Consider the following 17,245-nt stretch of genomic DNA (forward strand, 5'->3'; position numbering starts at 1 on the left):
CGTATGCCCGAGCTGGGCGGCTCGCCAGATGAACGCGGTTCGCTGGCTTTTCAGCCGTGGAGGTCGTCGATCACGGCACTGGCGATCATCACTTCTGAGCTGCCAGGAAGACCATCATGGCCGTGGCCCCGAAGATCGGGGCCACGGCTCCATCCGGATCGCCTCGCCATAAGTCGATCGCATCGGACGACACGAGAAACACGGGCGTCGATTTCGACGAAAACGGCGGCCGCGATGCCACCCGGAACGGTTGCACGTTCAATGAAGGCGTTCTTGGACCACTCTCGCTCCAGTACTCTCACCAGGACGGATCAATTGTCTTCGGGGCGGCCTGGAAGGCAGGATTCCCTGACGGTTCGCGGACACCCGAAAGCGGAATGCCCGGGATTCCCGCCGGCACCGTGCCGGTCGGCCGACCGAGCGAGAGGCGGTCGGCCGCGGCAGCCGGGGACCGCGGGCGACGGCGGCCGCGGCCGGCACTCGGCATGGGCACCGCCTCGGGCTCACCGATGCGAGTGAATGCGGGGTGAATGCGGGTGAATCCGTGCACCGGACGCCGATGCGGCCTCTAGAGTGATCTTGGGCGGCAGTCGGGACGATCCGAGGGGCAGACGTGACCGAAGACCAGGTGGACCTGAACACCGAGATCCCCCATTCCGCCCGGGTCTACGACTACATCCTCGGCGGCAAGGACAACTACCCGGCGGACCGGGCGGCCGCGGCGAACATCGTCGGTGATTGGCCCAACCTCCCGAAATCCATGCGCGCCAACAGGAACTTCATGGCGCGGATGACCCGCCGCCTGGTCGATGAGTTCGGCATCCGGCAGTTCCTGGACATCGGCACGGGGCTCCCCACCTCCCCCAACCTGCACGAGGTGGCCCAGGCCGTCGCGCCGGAGTCGCGGATCGTCTATGTCGACAACGACCCGATCGTCCTGGTCCACGCCCGCGCTCTGCTCACGAGCGCGCCGGAGGGCAGGACCACCTACCTCGACGCCGACTTCCTCGATCCCGACGCGATCCTGGGCTCCAGCCGCCTGGGCGAGACCCTCGACCTGAGCCTGCCCGTCGCACTGAGCCTGATCGCGATCGTGCACTTCATGCCGGACGACGCCGAGGTCCAGCGGATCATCGACCGCCTGATGGAGCCCCTGGCTCCGGGCAGCATGCTCGCGCTGTCGACCTGCACGGCCGACAGCGCACCGGAAGAGGTCGCGGCGGGCGTGGCGGCCTACAACGCCAACGGCATCCCGCTGGTGGCGCGGACGAAGCCCGAGGTGGAGCGCTTCTTCGGCGGCCTGGAGATCCTCGACCCGGGCATCGTGCTCGTGAACCACTGGCACCCCGACCAGGCGGCGTCCGAGGTCGCGGACGCCCACGTCCACATGTACGGGGGCATCGGCCGCAAGCGCTGACCCGTCCCGCGCCCGCCTCGCAGTGCGCGAGCAGGAGCGCACCATACGGCGAGGACTGCAACGAGGCGGGCGGGGCGCGGCCCCACCCGCCTCGCGCAGGACGGCCGTTACTGCTTCAGCAGGGTTCGCATCCTCGCTATCTCGGCGGTCTGCGAGGAGACGATGCTCCCGGCCATCCGCTTGGCCGGCGGGAACATCCCGGCGGACTCCTCGGTCCTGGCCATGGCCACGGCGCCCTCGTGATGCTCGATCATCATCTCCAGGAACGCCTTGTCGAACGCCTCGCCCTTGGCCGCCTTCAACTCCTTCATGTCCTGCTCGCTCATCATGCCGTCCGTGCCGCCATGGTGCATGCCGCCCATGCCGGTCATGCCGGGTGAGGGAACCGGAGCGCCCCAGTCCTTCAGCCACCCGGAGAGCTGCTCGATCTCCGGCGCCTGCGCCTTCCTGATCTCGGCGGCCAGGGACTTCACCTCCGCGGAGGAGGCCCGGGTGGCCGCGAGGTCGGCCATCTCGACCGCCTGCCGGTGATGCGGGATCATCATCTGCGCGAACATGACGTCCTGGCCGTTGTGCCGGCCCGCCTGCGCGCCGCCCGAAGCGGGTGGCGAGCTCGCGGACGTCGAGTGCCCCGTCGTTCCGTGGGAGTCCTTGCCGTCACCGCACGCGGCCAGAGCGATCGCCATGGCCGGGACGGTCACGAGCGCGAACGCTCGCTTCATCGTGGTGTGCCTTTCGTGTCGAGATCTGTGATCGGTGGTCGGCGACGACGCCCATGCGGGCACCGCCGAAGACCTGTCACAGCCTCAGCACGCTCAACCGATGCAGGGACGGTCGCGGCGGCGGCCGCCCCACCAGCAGGATCCGGACCCGTGCAGACCGGGGCGCGGCCACGGCGGGCGACGCCCGCAGGTGCAGCGCCAGGATGGCCGCGGCGACCGCGAGCACGGTCAGCATGGCCAGGCAGAGTTGGCCGCCGGGATGGTCGGGGTGGTCGGAGTGGTGACCGCCCGTTCCCTCACCATGAGGCGAATGGTGCTCCGCCATCGCGCCCCCGACCGGGGTGGCGTGCCCGGCCGCCATGGACGTCAGCGGAACGCCGCTCATGTCGGCCGGGTTCGATGCGGCCTGGAAGCCGTGCATCGCCAGCAGGCCGAAAAGCACGCACAGGCCGAACACCGCCCGGAGGACGCGCTGACGCGGAGAGTGCTCCGTCGCCCCCTTCAGCCGTCCCACCCGCCGTTCCGCTCGTACCGCCCCGGATGCCGCGCTCTCTCTGCGCCGTGCTCCCCGATCCTTGGGAACAGCGTAGCGATCGGCAGGCATCGGCTGAGGCCATACCTCCCCGCCACGCCGGCCGTTCTGGACGAGCGCGGGTGAGAGGGCCGACAGGTATCAGCCTGGCAACCGTATTCAGCGCGCGACCGTCAAAGGGTTCGTCCGCTTTCGTCCGCACGAGTCGCCGCACGAGAATCGGGCGACCGCCTACGGAGGAGTTGATCGAGTGAAGCAGCCCGTCCCGTACGTCATTCCCGAGGCCAGGGAGAAGGCGATCGCCCTGGTCGCCGGAGGCGACATGATTCCCGCCATCAAGCTGATCCGGCAGGTCACCGGGCTCGGGCTCAAAGAGGCCAAGGATTACGTGGACGGCCTCAAAGGTGAGGCGTATGCGCGGTCGGTTCCGGTCGACGTCCAGGCCAAAGCGCGCGCGCTGATCGCTGAAGGGAGAGGGAAGGACGCGGTGAAACTCGTCAAGCGGGAGACCTCTCTCGGGACGAGAGGGGCCAAAGAGTACGTCGACGCCGTCCGAGCCGGTTGGGTCCCCGCAGAGCCGCCCGAGGAAAGGCCCGTGCTGTCGGACCGGGTACGGGCCTTCAAGGCCGCCGGAGACTACGAATCGGCCATCGCGCTCGTCTGCGCCGAGACCGGCATGCAGCGCGAGGAGGCGCACCGCTTCATCGAGGCACTCCGCTGACCGTCGGCAGCGGGGACACGGAAGAGCCGCCGCCACAAGGCGCTCCTCCGCCGGTATCACCACTCTTTCAGTGGAACGGGGAGCAGGGAAATGGGAGTACGTGGTCAGGGGCAGGCCCGAGCCTGCCGCGTGGGAGCGGGGGCGTTAGCCCTTCTCTTGGCTATCTCCGCATGCGGCGATGGAGGTGACGATGATTCCGGCGGCCCGGAGAAGACCGGCAAGGCGGCCGCCGAGGCCGGTTTCGCGGTCCCGATGGCGCACGACTCGGGCCCGGCGCACGTCGAACTCCTGAAGCTGAGCAGGACCTCCGCCAACACCGTCACGGGGCAATTCCGCGTCGTCAACGATGGACAGAGCGAACTGAAGCTGCGGATCAGTCTGTTCGAGGGCGGCCGTGAGGGCGACATCCGCAGTCTGGAGGCGAACGGGATCGGATTGCTCGACGGGATCGGCGGCAAGCTCTACATGCCGCTGAGGACGGCCGACGGCACGTGCCTGTGCACCGCGCTCGGCGCCGAGGGGCTCCCGCCCGGTGCCTCGCTGGACGTCTACGCGGTCTTCCCCGCTCCGCCCGCCGCGGTGAAGAGGGTGACGGTGACGCTCCCCCTGACCGTGCCGATGCAGGACGTGCCGATCGGTGACGGCCCGCTGCGGGCGCTGCCGGACCAGAAGGACCCGGCCTCGGTGTCGCTGGCGCCGCCGCGCATCCTCACCGTGGCCGGGGTCGCCCAAGGCGACGACCAGTCCGTGGACGACGACGGCGACAACCGTGCCGTGCGGCTGTCGTCGGACGTGCTGTTCGCCCTGAACAAGGCCGATCTGACACCGCAGGCCGACAAGCTCCTGCGCGGCGTTGCCCAGCAGGTCGACTCGTCCCGCGGCAGCACGGTCAAGATCGACGGCTACACCGACTCGAGCGGCAACGACGCCATCAACCGACCGCTGTCGGAGCGGCGCGCCAAGGCCGTCGCCGACCGGCTCAAGCGGCTGGTCACCCGCACCGGCGTCACCTTCCAGACCGCCGGACACGGATCAGCCGACCCCGTGGCGTCCAACGACAGCGAGAGCGGGCGCCGCAAGAACCGCCGGGTCACCGCGAGCTTCACCATGCCGCCGCCTCCTCCCACCACGGCGGGCGGGCAGCCCTACCGCTGGACGCCCGGCAAGCCGGCCTCGTCCAAGACGGCGGCCTTCACCGCGCCCGAGGCCAAGAACCTGCAGGTCGAAGTGAACTCCCTGCATCGCGACCAGTCAGGCCTGACCACCTTCGTCTGGACGCTCCGCAACAACGGGAAGTCCCAGGCGGACGTGGGCTCGGCGTTCGAGTTGGACCTCCAGTACCACGACATGATGACGCCCACGTCGCAGAGCGCTGACGGAATCTCCGTCCTCGACACGGCCAGTGGCGTCTGGTACTACCCGTTGCGCGCATCGAGCGAGGAATGCGTCTGCGCCTCCTTGATCCGCAGTGACGCGAAGAAGGTCCTCGACCCCGGGGAGAGCGTGACCTACTCGGGCGTCTACCGGCTTCCGGCCGAGGCCCGGACCGTGGACATCGACTTCCCCTGGTCCGGCCATGAAGGGCTCCGCTTGAAGGGCGTCGCGGTCAATTAGCCGACGCCCCGCACACCGCCGACGGCGAAGGGCGTGGCCGCCTGACGCTCCGCTGCCCGTTTCCCGGAAGCGAAGCCTCAGGCGGCCGTCGCCAGGGCGGAGACCCCCGATCCGGCGAACTCGTCCAGGGCCCCTTGTCGCCCGGAGATGGCCAGCGGCAGCGAAGAAGCACCGCGCTCCCGCTCCACTTCTTGTGCGTTCTGCCGGTGGAAGTCGAACCGGGCCTGCGCAAGGCGGACGACGAAACCGAGGCGCGTCGTATGGGCCGTGTCGACCAGATGGGCCACCACGTCATGCACCGTCCACCCGTCGCACAGCGACGGTCCCTCCCACTGCTCGGCATCGAGGTGCGAGAGGTCCTCGATCAGCGCGGCACGCTCCGTGTGCACCATCGGCCACACATCACTCACGGCTTCTCCCAGGCTCGCCATCACGTCCGCACCTAGGACTCACGCCCCGACGAGAACTCATCACAGGCGGAACGCCGTGTCAGCGGTGGTCGTTCTCCTTCAGTTCGACGACCCAGGCGCGGCGCTCGGCGATCTTGCCGTCGCGCATGACGAACACCTCCGCCATGGACATGCGCATCTCGCCGCCCGCGGCGCGCTCCACCGTCCCAGTGAGTTCCGCCATGACGACATCGCCCTCTTCGACCATCCGCACGACCTCCAGGCGCGGCGGGTCGAGGAGTCCGGGCGGGCCGTCGATGGCCTTGTCGTAGGCCTCCTTGCCGGTCAGGCGGAAGGCGCCGAAGACGGTCCACTCGATGTCGTCGGTCAGGCAGGACAGGATCTGCTCGTGATCGTTCTTGCGGAAGCCGTCCAGGTAGGTGTTGACGGTCTCGATGTTGCGTGACATTGCCTTCTCCTTCGAACCCGATGGGCGCCGCCGCATGCACCGGCGGCTCCCCTGCAGGTCGGTCGGAGCGGTCGGCGGGTTCTCGACATCGTTCCGTCTGCGAGTTCGGCGCGAAGGGCGCCGGTCCTCCCCGTCGGCGGGCGCGGTTCGGGCTGGCCAGGGACCATAATGGTCGTTCACCGTCCTACGGAGGAACTGCAGCGATGGCCGATGCCGCTCCCAAGCCGCGGTTGCGGGCGCCGGCCCGCAGGGCTCTGATCACAGCGGCGGCGGTCAAGGTCTTCGCCGAGAAGGGGTACCACGGCGCGTCCCTGGGCGAGATCGCGGCGGCCGCCGGGGTGGCGCGGACGGTCATGTACGACCACTTCCCCTCGAAGCGCGTCCTGCTCCTGGCGGTGATGCAGGAGGAGAACGCCTCGCTGATCGAGTACGTCGGGGCCCGCATCCGGTCGTCCGGCACCGCCGAGGACCGGATGCGCTCCACTATCGAGGCCTACTTCAGCTTCGCGCAGAGCCGTCCCGACTCCCGGCGCCTGCTGTTCGACCGCACCGGCGAGGACGACCCGGAGGTCCAGATCGTCCGGCAGGGCATCCGCGAGTCGCGGACCCGCGCGGTGACGGCGCTGCTGGCCGACGACATCCGCACGGTGGGGGTCGAGCCCGGCGAACCCATCGCCGAGGCCATGGTCGAGCTGATCATCTCGGGGCTGGACGGGGTGGCGCAGTGGTGGGAGCGCAACCCCGACATGCCCAGGTCCATGCTGGTCGAAGGCGCGATGCGGCTGCTCTGGACCGGGCTGGGTACCTGAACGTCAGCCCACGCTGCCGTCGTGGTGGTCGTACGGGGTGCCGGTGACTCCGGACCGGGCGGCGATCTTGGAGACCATGGCGACGCCCCTGCGCTGCCAGGCGTCGCCGTCGCGGGTTCGCGCCTCCATCCTGCGTTGGGCGTTCGGCAGGCGGTCGCCGACTCGGCGCATGGCCACGTTGAGGTGGACGAGGCGTCGGGCGATGCCCTGCCAAGGCTGGAGGCGCACCGTCGCGAAAGGGGAGGCACGGAGAAGGGCCCGGACGAGGGATTCGCCGGTGAGGGCCGAGACCAGGCCGAGCAGCGGGGCCGCGCCGTGGACCTGCAGGCGCCGCAGCACCGGGTTGTCGCTGAGGACGTGGTCGCAGGCGGCCTTGACCGTGATGTCGGTCCATTCCGTCGGGCCGCCCGCCGTGAGGATCATGTGGTGGGCCATCCGCAGGCCGTCGACGGCGTTCCGCGGGACGAGTTCGTCGGCCACGCCCATCAGGTGGGCGATGTAGGCCCAGTACAGCATGACGTCGTCCAGGTCGGCGGGGGCGATCCGGCGGCCGTGCGCGTGGTCGAACAAGGGCGGGAGCAGCCCGAAGGTGACCGCCGCCCCCATGGTCATGGCGTTGGAGATGGGGTTGCCGTGCCGGGCGAAGTGCTCGTCGCCCCAGATCCGGCGCAGTGCGAGTCGTGCCTGGGCGTGCATCAGCCTGACCTTGACGATGCTCTTGAAGACCGGGGAGTGCCGGTCGGCACCACCGGGGCGGGTGACGTTGTGGAACCAGGTGACGGTCTCCAGTTCGCGTCTGCGGAAGTCGGCGAGGAACCGGCGGGTCTGACCGGTCGCGGAGGACACCTCGGCCCCCACGAAGGTGCCCATGGCGTCGCTGAGCATCATGGTGAGCTTGCCGGAGAGGGACGCGTTGATCCACAGCCGCCGTCCCCGCTCCCAGGCGCCGGCGTCGAACCAGTCGGGAGGATCGTCCAGGCGGCGGAACAGGTCGACGAGCGCGGGCGGCGGGTCGGCGACCGTGTCGATGCCGTGGTCGAGTGCGTGGTCGAACATCCGGCGGCCTCGCGACATCCCGGTCTTGGTGAAGGCGAGGACGACGGCGTCCATCACTTCGTCGCCCTGCCAGCGGTGGTCGTCGAACAGCCGGGTCAGCGGTGTCCGGGCGGGAACGGCCCGCACCGGGATCCAGGGCGAGAACTGCTCGATGTGCGGTTCGGTCAGCCAGAGCGGTGAGACCGCCGCGGTCTCGGGCGGGGGCCGCAGGAGCATGCCTTCCCGGTAGTAGTAGTCGTAGGGATGCCGGTCGGCGTCCGGCCGGGCGTCCGCTCCGCTGTTCAGCGTTGACATCGGGTTCTCCAGGTGGCGATGAGGCAGGGGATCCCGCTAGCCCGCTCGTTCGGTCTCGCCGTATTCGGCGGGCGTGCCCGATGGACGTCCGGGCGGGAGGGCGGCCCGCCGTCCCGGGGGCGGCTGCGGGCCGCCCTCGGCCGGGCGGTCGGCGGGTTCGTCGTCGTACAGGCCCTGGGTCTCGGTCTTGAGGATGCGTGCCGAGCGTCCGAGCGAGCGGGCCAGTTGCGGGAGTTTCGCCGAACCGAAGAGCAGCAGGACGACGGCCAGGATGATGAGCATTTCGCTGGCGCCGAGGCCGGCCATGGCGGTCCCCTTCCGTCAGTGTGCGAGGTGGTAGTCGGTCGGATCGAGGCGGCGGGTGCGGCGGCGGTAGCCGGTCATGGAGCCCGGCCAGTTGTTGGTGTTGCGGTGGTCGGCGTCCAGGTACCAGCTGTCGCAGCCGCCCTGGTTCCAGACGGAGGTGGACAGCCGGTCCTGGGCGGCGGCGTCGAAGCGGTCGAGGACGTCGGCGCGGACGTCCATCGAGGTCACCCCGCCGGCGAGGAGGCGGGCCGCCTGGACGATGTAGGCGGCCTGGCTTTCGAGCATGTGGACGATGGAGCCGGACCCGACGTTGGTGTTCGGCCCGTACATGAGGAAGAAGTTGGGGAAGCCGGTGACGGCGAGACCGAGGTAGGCGCGGGCGCCGTCCTTCCAGGCGGCGTTGAGCTCCTGCCCGTGGGCGCCGAAGACGCGCATCGGCGCGACGAAGTCCTGGGAGCGGAACCCGGTGGCCCAGATGAGGGTGTCGAAGACGTGGCGGCCGCCGTCGGCGGTCCGGGCCCCGGCGGGGGTGAGCTCGACGATGGGGCTGTCCACCACGGCGACGTCCGGGCGGTTGAGCGTCGGGTAGTACTCGCTCGAGGTGAGGATGCGCTTGCAGCCCGGCTCGTAGCGGGGCGTGAGGCGCCGCCGGAGCTCCGGATCGCGGACCGACCGGAGCGCGTACCGGCACAGCAGGCGGACGGGCAGCGACAGGACGCGGCGGCCGCGCGGGGAGATCAGCGCCGGGTTGAGGACGCACTCGAACCACAGGAAGACGCCCAGCCGCGAGAGCCGCTGCACCGCGGGCAGGCGGCGGTTGAGGGCGTGCCGCCAGCGCGGGTAGAGGCGGTCGGGCTTGCGGCTGATCCAGTGCACCTCGATCTGGAAGACCGTCAGCCGCTCGGCGGCGGGGGCGATGAGCGGGACGAACTGGATCGCGCTGGCCCCGTTGCCCACCACGGCGACCCGCCTGCCCGCCAGATCGTGGTCGTGCTTCCAGCGGGCGGAGTGGAACATCGTCCCGCCGAACCGGTCCTGTCCGGGCAGGCGCGGCACGGACGGGTTGGACAGCTGCCCGCATGCGGCGACGAACAGGTCGAACTCGTGGACCTCGCCGTCGCTCGTGTGCAGGCGCCAGCGCTCGGTCGCGGCGTGGAAGTAGGCGTCGGTGACCGTGGTGCGGAACCGGAAGTGCGGCGTCAGGCCGTACTTGTCGGCGCAGTGGCGCAGGTAGGCGAGGATCTCGGGCTGCTCGGCGAACCGGCGCGCCCAGTCGGACTTGGGCTCGAAGGAGTAGGAGTACAGGTGGGACGGCGCGTCGCAGGCGGCGCCGGGGTAGGTGTTGTCGCGCCAGACGCCGCCCGGCCCGTCCGCCCTGTCGAAGATCGTGATGTCCTCGAAGCCCGCCTTCTTCAGGGCGATGGCCAGGCCGATCCCGCTGAACCCGCTGCCGACGACGGCGATCGAGACCGGGCGGCGCCCGGTCCGGGGCCCGCCTCCGCGCCGCGGCGGCCGTCCGCCGCCCGCGGCTCGCGTTTTTCCGACACTCATGTCGGTTAGGGTGGCCGCACCGGAGGACGGGAGTCAAGACGATGCGGAAAGATCCGCCAAGGACGCGGATGCGGGGGCCGGCGCGGCGGGCGCTCCTCACGGCGGCCGCACTGGAGCTCTTCGCGGGCAAGGGCTACCACGGCACGTCGCTGAGCGAGATCGCCGCTCACGCCGGAGTCGCGCGGACGGTGGTGTACGACCACTTCCCGTCGAAGCGCGGCCTGCTGCTGGCCGTCATGCAGGAGCAGAACACGGCGCTGATGAGTCACGTCGGCGCCCGCATCACCGCGGTGGGACCCGCCGAGGAGCGGATGCGGTCGACCATCGATGCGTATTTCAGCTTTACCGAAACCGGGTCCGCCGGGCGCAGACTTCTCTTCGACCACGCGAACGAGAACGATCCGGAGATCCGGATCGTCCGCCAGGGCATCCGGGAGTCCCGGGCCCAGGCGGTGACCGCCCTGCTCGCCGACGATATGCGGGCGATGGGCGTCGACCCCCGCGAACCGATCGCCGAGGCGATGGTGGAGCTCATCATCACCGGCCTGGACGGGGTGGCGCAGTGGTGGGAGCGCAATCCCGAAATGCCCAGATCCCTGCTGGTCGAAGGCGTGGTGAGGCTGCTGTGGAACGGACTCGGCAGACCGCGGTGACCCGGCGCGCTCCCCCGGAACGAGATCACGCGAAGGGGTTGACGCCGCGCGGCGGCGTGCTCATAGTGAGGGGCCATCCACAACCGACATGAGTGTCGGTTAGCAACCACCCCCAAGGAGTGCGCCGTGGAGGAAAGGACTCCATCGCAGACCCCGTCGTCGCAGAGCGAGCCGCCGGCGAGCGGGCGACCGGGCGCCGGCGGCGGGCTGGGCCGCCGCCAGTTCGTCACCGGAGCGATCGCCGCCGCCGGAGCCGTCGCCGCCGCCGGAGCCCTCGGCTCCGGGGTCGCGCAGGCCGCCGTCCCCGCCGCCCGCCGCGCCCCGCGGACCGGCCGCGCGGCCGCCGGACGCCGTGTCGCGATCTTCGGCGGCGGGATGGGCGGGCTGTCGACCGCCCACGAGCTGGCCGAGCGCGGCTTCCAGGTGACCGTCTACGAGCGCAAGGCCTGGGGCGGCAAGTGCCGCAGCATGCCCGTCCCGAACACCGCGAGCGGGGGCCGCCAGGACCTGCCCGCCGAGCACGGGTTCCGGTTCTTCCCCGGCTTCTACCAGAACCTCCCCGACACCATGTCCCGGATCCCGCTGCCGGGCGGGGGCAAGGCCTTCGACAACCTGGTCGCGGGCGACCAGGTCGCCGCGTTCTACAAGGGCACCAAGTTCACCCTGCCCGCCAAGGGCAGCATCATCGGCACGCTCAGCCCGGACTCGCTGCTGGCCTTCCTGCAGACCGCGCTCAACGTGGCCGGGGCCGTCCCGGTGGTGGAGGTCGGCTACTTCCTCCAGAAGATGATCGCGTTCGTCACCAGCGGACCCAAGCGCCGCTACCAGCAGTGGGAGAACATGAGCTTCTCCCAGTTCGTGCACGCCGAGAAGATGTCCAAGGCCTACAACGAGCTGCTGGTGGAGATGTTCACCGGCACCCTCGTGGCGGCCAAGCCCGACAAGGCCAACGCCCACACCATGGGCCTGATGGCGGAGGCGTGGGTCTACAGCACCCTCGGCCTGGGCGGCTACAAGGCGCCCGACCGGCTGCTGAACGCCCCGACCAACGAGGCGCTCATCGACCCGTGGGTGGCCTACCTCAAGTCGCTCGGCGTGACCTTCCAGTCCGACGCCACCCTCACGCGGCTCGACGTCCAGGACAAGAAGATCAGCGGGGCCCAGGTCACCGGCGCCTCCGGCATCAGCACGGTCGACGCCGACTACTACGTGCTGGCGGTGCCGGTCGAGCGCGCCGTGCCGCTGCTCAACGACCAGATCCTGGCCGTCGACCCGAGCCTGAAGTCGCTGCGCGAGCTGACGACCGACTGGATGAACGGGATCATGATCTACCTGCGGCAGCCGATCGACCTGGCCAAGGGGCACGTCGCCTACGCCGGGCAGCCGTGGGCGCTGACCTCCATCAGCCAGGCCCAGTTCTGGAAGAAGAAGTTCGGCACGACCTACGGCAACGGCCAGGTCAACGAGTGCCTGTCGATCGACCTGTCCGCCTGGGACAAGCCCGGCATCCTCTACGGCAAGGCGGCCAAGGACTGCACCTCCGACCAGATCTTCAAGGAGGTCGTCGCCCAGCTCCGCAGGGCCCTGCCCTGGAACGGGATCGTCCTCCAGGACGCCAACATCCACTCCTACTTCATCGACCCGGCCATCACGGGGAACGGAACCCCGCAGGTCGCCAACGACGAGCCCCTCCTCATCAACAAGCCCAGCTCCTGGAACTACCGGCCCGAGGCCGCCACCGCCCTGCCCAACCTGTTCCTGGCCTCCGACTACGTCCGCGCCGACATCAACCTGGCCACCATGGAGGGCGCCAACGAGGCCGGACGCAAGGCCGCCAACGCCATCCTGGACGCCTCCGGCGCCGACGGCACCCCGGCCAAGCTGTTCAAGCTCTACCAGCCGAACGAGTTCAAGGGCTTCTTCGACGACGACGACCGCCGCTTCGACCGCGGCGAGGCCAACTTCTTCGACCTGTACGACCCGGCCAAGCCGTAGTCCGGCCGGTTCCCCCGGTGAGCCGCCGCCCGCGGCCCGGCCCAGCGCGCCGACAGGCCAGGGCCGCGGGCGGCCTGGGAGGTCGGGAGATGATGCCGGCCGGGGCCGCGGGCATCGGCCCCTCGCCCCGCGCCCTCGCCTGCACGCCCTGTCCCTACGTCTTCGCGCTGACCGCGCTGCTCGCTCTCGGCCGGCTCCTCGGCCGGTGCCGCGCACCCTCCCCGATACTTAGCTCTTGCGCTAACCATCGCGGGGACGCAATACTTAGCCGCATGGCACAGCATTTGGCGGAACTGGACGGCGTGTTCGTCGCCCTCGCCGACCCGACCCGGCGCGCCGTCGTGCGGCGCCTCGGCCGCGGGCCCACGAGCGTCGGCGACCTCGCCCGCGAGTTCCCCATGACACTCCCCTCGTTCATGAAGCACGTGCGGACCCTCGAATCGAGCGGGCTCATCCGCACCGTCAAGTCCGGCCGGGTGCGCACCTGCGCGCTCAACCGCGAACGGCTCGCCCTCGTCGACGACTGGCTCGCCGAGCAGCGCCGGATCTGGAAGGGGCGCACCGACCGCCTCGACCAGTTCGTCACCGACCCGGAGGAAAGGCCATGAATCCCGAACTCGACCTCGGCCTGGAGCGGATCATCCGCGCACCGCGCGCGGCGGTCTGGCGCGCCTGGACGGACCCGTCCCAGCTGGCGCAGTGGTGGGTCCCCGCCCCGGCCCGCTGCGTGGTGGACCGCCTGGAACCGCGGCCCGGCGGGGCGTTCGTCACGCGGTTGAGCGAGGACGGGTCCGCGTTCGTCCCGCACATGGACGCGTGCTTCCTCGCCGTCGAGGAGGCCCGCCGGATCGTGTTCACCAACGCGGTCGACAGCACGTGGCGGCCCGCGCACCCCGCGCCGGTCCCGATGACCGCCACGATCACGCTGGACGACCATCCGGACGGCACGGACTACCGGCTCGTCGTCCGGCACGGCGACCCGGAGGCCCGCGCCCACCACCACAAGCTCGGCTTCGCCGACGGCTGGGGCACGGTCGCCGGCCAACTGGCCGCCTTCACCGAGAGGACGACCGCACGATGAAGATCACCCTTACCGAGTTCGTCACGCTCGACGGGGTCAGCCAGGGCCCCGGCTCGCCGGACGAGGACACCACGGGCGGCTTCGCCCGCGGGGGCTGGCTCGTCCCCCACCTGGACCCGGCGTTCGTCCGGCGCGTCTCCGGCTGGCTCGACCTCGCCGACGGCCTGCTCCTCGGCCGGCGCACCTACGAGGCGTTCGCGCGCGACTGGCCGAAGATCACCGACCCGGCCGACCCGTTCGCCGAACGGATGAACACGCTGCCGAAGTACGTCGTGTCCAACACCCTCGCCGAAGGGACCTGGGACCCCACCACCGTCCTCGCGGGCGATCCAGTGGAGACGGTCGCGGCACTCAAGGCGCGGCCGGGGCGGGAACTGCAGGTGCACGGCAGCGCCCGGCTGGGAGACGCGCTGCTGTCGGCCGGGCTGGTCGACACGCTCCGCCTCGTGGTGGCACCCGCGGTGCTCCGGACCGGCCGGCGCCTGCTGGACGCGCCGGGCGTCCCGACCGGTCTGCGGCTCGTCCACCACGAGGCGACCCCGAAGGGCCTGCTGCTCCTCGAATACGAGACCACGGGCCAAGCGCTCCAAGGCGAGTACGAAGGTGTCGCCGCGCTCGCCTGAGCAGCCGCCCCGGCGATCTTCCGGCTAGCGATCCTGAGAGCGCACGACGACCCGGCGGATGAGCTGCACGTCGGTCAGCGGCCCCGTGGACGCGGCGAAACCGAACTTGACGGTGCTCGGGACGGGCTTCGGAGCGGCGAACCTCAGCACCCGCTTGAACCCGTCGCCGTTCCGGAAGTCGATGTCGACCGTCGCGACCGGGTTCCGTCCGCGTGAGATCGCCACGCGGACGATCCGCTTCACCGGTTCCAGGAGCTTTTCGGCCCTTTCCGGCGTGGCATTGGCGGGCATCTTCTTGAGGTCGCCGTGGAGTCGGCCCGGAAGCGACGACCGCCAGGGGCCGTTCCGCGTGGAATTCTCGGTGGAGGCGGCGAGCAGGCAATAGCCGGTGGTGCCGTTTCCGGGGCCGCGCGCGGTCACGATGTTGGGGCCGGGAGCGGGCGGGCGGAACGCCGTCCCGGCGGGAGAACGGCGGTCGCAGCCGTTCCCGCGCCCCTCTCCGTCGCCGAAGTACTCCCCGAGGACGTCGAGGCCGATGCCGAGATAGCCGCCGTCCACTCCCGGGACGAACTGCGCGTCGGGGCTGCCGCCCGGCTGCTTCTGGGCGTAGCCGAGGCTTCCGCCGAACGCGCCCGGCGTGGCGAGGCGCCGGGCGCCGTCGGTCAGGAAGAACGAGATCCCGTCGGCGGGCCCCCGCGTGGTGTTGCCGTACTGCCACTGCTCGAAGGTCACCTCCAGGCCGTCCTTCGCCGGGATCGGCGAGTCGAACATCACGGCGCCGGTCTGCTCGACGTGGGCGTCGGTGAGCTGGAGGTATCCGCGGGGCGCCGCGCCGCCCGGCGGCACCGGACCGACCGGATCCCGGCGGCAGCCCCCGAGCGGATGGTTCGCGGCCTCCGCCGGGGGGTTCCCGCGCCGTGCGCCCGTCAGGCAGGCCGACCCGTACCCGACGAAGCGCGAATCCGCGGTGGCCCTGGTGAACGATTCCTCGGCCAGCACCGATCCCGGACGCCGGTCCGCGGCCGACGCATGACCGAACGACGCGACGACGGCGGCGGCACCGACCGCCGCCGCAATGCAAGCTCCCCGATGCCTCATGCCGTTGTCCCCCCACGCGGGTCCGAAGTGATCCTTCTTCCGCCTCATCTGAACACACGCCCGCGACGAGACGCCCGCATTGCCGATATCGCTGCACAATGCGAGATCATTCTTTACCGGAACGCATGGCGTCCCACGTGCCGGAAACCCGCTTCCCGCGAGTGGCCAGGAATAGGCCGCTCTTCGGAATTCACGATTTTTGGTGAGACGCCGGGGAGACGGCGCAGCGGGGGCGGGTGCGGCGCTGGTAGGACACGGCGGCGATGGCCAGGGCCCAGCCGTATCCCCCGAAGGCCAGCGAGGCCGCCTCGCCGAGAGACGGCCAATGGGGGTCGGAGCCGACGGCCCCGGTGTCGAGGAGGATCCCCAGGACCATGCCTCCCGCGCCGTACAGGGCCAGCGTCGGGGCGATCAGCCAGACCGGCGCCAGCGGGAGGAACCTGGGCACCCGCCTGCCCGCCAGCCACGGCGCCCAGCGCGGGAACACCATGCCCCAGGGGCGGACCAGGCCCAGCAGGAGAAAATCCGCGAGGCCGATGAGCAGCAGCAGGACCAGCAGCATGTAAGGGCGTGGCCCGTCGGTGTAGTGGTCCTCGACCTCGGCCCAGCCGCCGAGAGTGCCCAGGGCGTGCAGGGTGAAGTAGGGCGCGAACGCCGCGCAGCCGGCGTAGGCGGTCCAGCGCACCCTGCGCGGCGCGGCCTGGGGCGCCGGACGTTCCACGCCCGCCGTCCGCCGGGTGTGCACCCGTCCGCAGCGGGTGCAGGCCGAGGCCGTCCGGCGGCGCCACGACACCGCCGAGGCCGCGAAGAGGGCACCGACCGCGGCGAAGCACAGCCGCTCGGCGAAGCCCGACCAGTCGCCGTCCCCGCCGCGGTCGCGGACGGAGCCCGTCAGCACCAGCTCGATCAGGTTCAGCAGCACGAAGCAGCTGCCGGCCAAGGCCGACGCGGCCGCGGTCCACACGCCCGCGGAGACCACCCGGACCGGGAGCGCCCGTCCCCACGGGCGGACGGTGGCGGCCGCGAACACCGCACCGACCAGCAGCAGGGCGGTCGCGGGCAGGGCCGAGCCGGGCACGCCGACCACCGACAGGCGTCCCGCGAGCGCGCCCGCCAGGAGTGCCGCTCCGTACAGTGCGGCACATCCGGCTGCGGCGTATCCCGCCCACGAAGGCCACCGCCGCCACCATCCGGTCAGCGGCAGGGCACGGCCGGCCGGCGCTTCCGTCATGTGTTCCCTCGCCCTCAACGCCTCGACGAACGTCAGGGCCCAGCCTCATCCGCGACAGGCCGACAGGCCTCCCCCGGCAGAGGGAGGCGCCTCCCCTCCAGGTCTGGGCGCACTCCGCGGCCCCGCCGGGGTGAATGCATGAGCGCTGTTATATTAGCGCTGTGACATCTTCGGACCCGACCGCGGCGCCCGGGCGGTGGAGCGGCCTGTTCGCCCTGCTGACCGCCATCGACGCCCAGATCGAATCGCTGTACACCGAGCGCGGCATCCGGGGAGTCCGCCCCCGGTTCGCCTACCCCCTGATCCGGCTCGCCCATACCGGCCCGCTGACGATCCGCGAACTGGCCGAGTCGCTGGACCGCTCCCACTCGGCGATGAGCCAGACGATCGCGGCGATGCGCCGCGAGGGACTGGTCGACTCCGAGCCCGGCGCGGACGCCCGCACGCGGCGCATCACCCTGACCGACCGCGGTCGCGGCCTCGTCCCCTTCCTGGAGGCCGAATGGCGCGCGACCGAGGCGGCGGTCGCCGAACTCGACGACGAGGTGCCCCATCCGCTCAGCGGCGTCGTCGCCGAACTGGAGCGCGCGCTGGCCCGGCGGCCGATGCGGGACCGGATCCTCTCCCGCTTGGAGGCGCCGCTCCCCCATCCCGCGCCTCCGGCCGCCCCGGCCGAGCAGTAGC

At 70.9% G+C, this 17,245-nt stretch carries 19 protein-coding genes; 10 read left to right on the forward strand and 9 right to left on the reverse strand.

The features are described from left to right. The first annotated feature begins 613 nt into the window (after positions 1-613). Positions 614-1,417, forward strand: a complete 804-nt coding sequence (locus tag K4S16_RS01455) for an SAM-dependent methyltransferase (RefSeq protein WP_235036496.1) — start codon at positions 614-616, stop codon at positions 1,415-1,417. 107 nt (positions 1,418-1,524) lie between these two features. Here K4S16_RS01455 and K4S16_RS01460 read toward each other — a convergent pair whose 3' ends face one another. After that, positions 1,525-2,139 carry a DUF305 domain-containing protein gene (locus K4S16_RS01460; protein WP_149256984.1) on the reverse strand — a complete coding sequence of 205 codons (615 nt, stop codon included), beginning with the start codon at positions 2,137-2,139 and terminating at the stop codon, positions 1,525-1,527. Between the two features lie 76 nt (positions 2,140-2,215). After that, positions 2,216-2,653 (reverse strand): DUF6153 family protein, encoded by a 438-nt coding sequence (locus K4S16_RS01465; protein ID WP_149256985.1) that lies wholly within the window; start codon positions 2,651-2,653, stop codon positions 2,216-2,218. 268 nt (positions 2,654-2,921) lie between these two features. Here K4S16_RS01465 and K4S16_RS01470 point away from each other — a divergent pair, with 268 nt between their 5' ends. Both K4S16_RS01470 and K4S16_RS44865 read left to right on the forward strand, forming a co-directional pair. After that, complete coding sequence (locus K4S16_RS01470; protein ID WP_149256986.1) at positions 2,922-3,392, forward strand: ribosomal protein L7/L12; 471 nt, start codon at positions 2,922-2,924, stop codon at positions 3,390-3,392. Positions 3,393-3,548: 156 nt separating this feature from the next. Next, a complete protein-coding gene (locus K4S16_RS44865; RefSeq protein ID WP_235036497.1) occupies positions 3,549-5,006 on the forward strand; it encodes an OmpA family protein in 1,458 nt (485 codons plus the stop codon). A 77-nt stretch (positions 5,007-5,083) separates the two neighbouring features. Here K4S16_RS44865 and K4S16_RS01480 read toward each other — a convergent pair whose 3' ends face one another. Together K4S16_RS01480 and K4S16_RS01485 are read right to left on the reverse strand one after the other, a co-directional pair. Continuing rightward, positions 5,084-5,437, reverse strand: coding sequence for a maleylpyruvate isomerase family mycothiol-dependent enzyme (locus K4S16_RS01480; protein WP_200841633.1), 354 nt, complete (start codon positions 5,435-5,437; stop codon positions 5,084-5,086). A gap of 58 nt (positions 5,438-5,495) precedes the next feature. Then, positions 5,496-5,864, reverse strand: coding sequence for a nuclear transport factor 2 family protein (locus tag K4S16_RS01485; protein ID WP_235036498.1), 369 nt, complete (start codon positions 5,862-5,864; stop codon positions 5,496-5,498). 203 nt (positions 5,865-6,067) lie between these two features. On the opposite strand from K4S16_RS01485, the gene K4S16_RS01490 reads away from it, so the two are divergent. After that, positions 6,068-6,673 (forward strand): TetR/AcrR family transcriptional regulator, encoded by a 606-nt coding sequence (locus K4S16_RS01490; RefSeq protein WP_149256988.1) that lies wholly within the window; start codon positions 6,068-6,070, stop codon positions 6,671-6,673. Positions 6,674-6,676: 3 nt separating this feature from the next. Here the strand turns inward: K4S16_RS01490 and K4S16_RS01495 are convergent, their stop codons facing one another. The 3 genes from K4S16_RS01495 to K4S16_RS01505 are packed head-to-tail and all read right to left on the reverse strand — an operon-like array spanning position 6,677 to position 9,880. Further along, entirely contained in the window at positions 6,677-8,023 is a 1,347-nt protein-coding gene (locus K4S16_RS01495) for an oxygenase MpaB family protein (RefSeq protein ID WP_149256989.1), read from the reverse strand. Between the two features lie 36 nt (positions 8,024-8,059). Then, the gene (gene tatA, locus K4S16_RS46705; RefSeq protein WP_149256990.1) at positions 8,060-8,329 is read right to left on the reverse strand and encodes a twin-arginine translocase TatA/TatE family subunit; all 270 of its coding nucleotides are present in this window, start codon (positions 8,327-8,329) and stop codon (positions 8,060-8,062) included. A 15-nt stretch (positions 8,330-8,344) separates the two neighbouring features. Then, positions 8,345-9,880 (reverse strand): NAD(P)/FAD-dependent oxidoreductase, encoded by a 1,536-nt coding sequence (locus tag K4S16_RS01505; RefSeq protein WP_149256991.1) that lies wholly within the window; start codon positions 9,878-9,880, stop codon positions 8,345-8,347. Between the two features lie 68 nt (positions 9,881-9,948). On the opposite strand from K4S16_RS01505, the gene K4S16_RS01510 reads away from it, so the two are divergent. The 5 genes from K4S16_RS01510 (at position 9,949) to K4S16_RS01530 (ending at position 14,232) form a co-directional block, all read left to right on the forward strand. Continuing rightward, positions 9,949-10,533, forward strand: a complete 585-nt coding sequence (locus K4S16_RS01510) for a TetR/AcrR family transcriptional regulator (RefSeq protein ID WP_149256992.1) — start codon at positions 9,949-9,951, stop codon at positions 10,531-10,533. Positions 10,534-10,659: 126 nt separating this feature from the next. Then, positions 10,660-12,528, forward strand: coding sequence for an FAD-dependent oxidoreductase (locus tag K4S16_RS01515; protein WP_149256993.1), 1,869 nt, complete (start codon positions 10,660-10,662; stop codon positions 12,526-12,528). Positions 12,529-12,800: 272 nt separating this feature from the next. Beyond that, a complete protein-coding gene (locus tag K4S16_RS01520) occupies positions 12,801-13,136 on the forward strand; it encodes a helix-turn-helix transcriptional regulator (protein ID WP_149256994.1) in 336 nt (111 codons plus the stop codon). Next, positions 13,133-13,609: an SRPBCC domain-containing protein gene (locus K4S16_RS01525; RefSeq protein WP_149256995.1), complete on the forward strand. Its 477-nt coding sequence runs from the start codon at positions 13,133-13,135 to the stop codon at positions 13,607-13,609. The genes K4S16_RS01520 and K4S16_RS01525 overlap by 4 nt, the downstream gene beginning before the upstream one ends. Next, positions 13,606-14,232, forward strand: a complete 627-nt coding sequence (locus K4S16_RS01530) for a dihydrofolate reductase family protein (protein WP_149256996.1) — start codon at positions 13,606-13,608, stop codon at positions 14,230-14,232. Before K4S16_RS01525 ends, K4S16_RS01530 begins: the two co-directional genes overlap by 4 nt. A 24-nt stretch (positions 14,233-14,256) precedes the next feature. Here the strand turns inward: K4S16_RS01530 and K4S16_RS01535 are convergent, their stop codons facing one another. After that, a complete protein-coding gene (locus K4S16_RS01535) occupies positions 14,257-15,330 on the reverse strand; it encodes a hypothetical protein (protein ID WP_149256997.1) in 1,074 nt (357 codons plus the stop codon). A 190-nt stretch (positions 15,331-15,520) separates the two neighbouring features. After that, a complete protein-coding gene (locus K4S16_RS01540; RefSeq protein WP_149256998.1) occupies positions 15,521-16,561 on the reverse strand; it encodes a hypothetical protein in 1,041 nt (346 codons plus the stop codon). A 161-nt stretch (positions 16,562-16,722) separates the two neighbouring features. Between K4S16_RS01540 and K4S16_RS01545 the strand changes: the two genes are divergently transcribed. After that, a complete protein-coding gene (locus K4S16_RS01545; RefSeq protein WP_149256999.1) occupies positions 16,723-17,244 on the forward strand; it encodes a MarR family winged helix-turn-helix transcriptional regulator in 522 nt (173 codons plus the stop codon). The last annotated feature ends 1 nt before the right edge of the window (position 17,245 follow it).

The sequence above is a fragment of the Actinomadura sp. K4S16 genome, from assembly GCF_008327685.1.
Classification (GTDB): domain Bacteria; phylum Actinomycetota; class Actinomycetes; order Streptosporangiales; family Streptosporangiaceae; genus Spirillospora.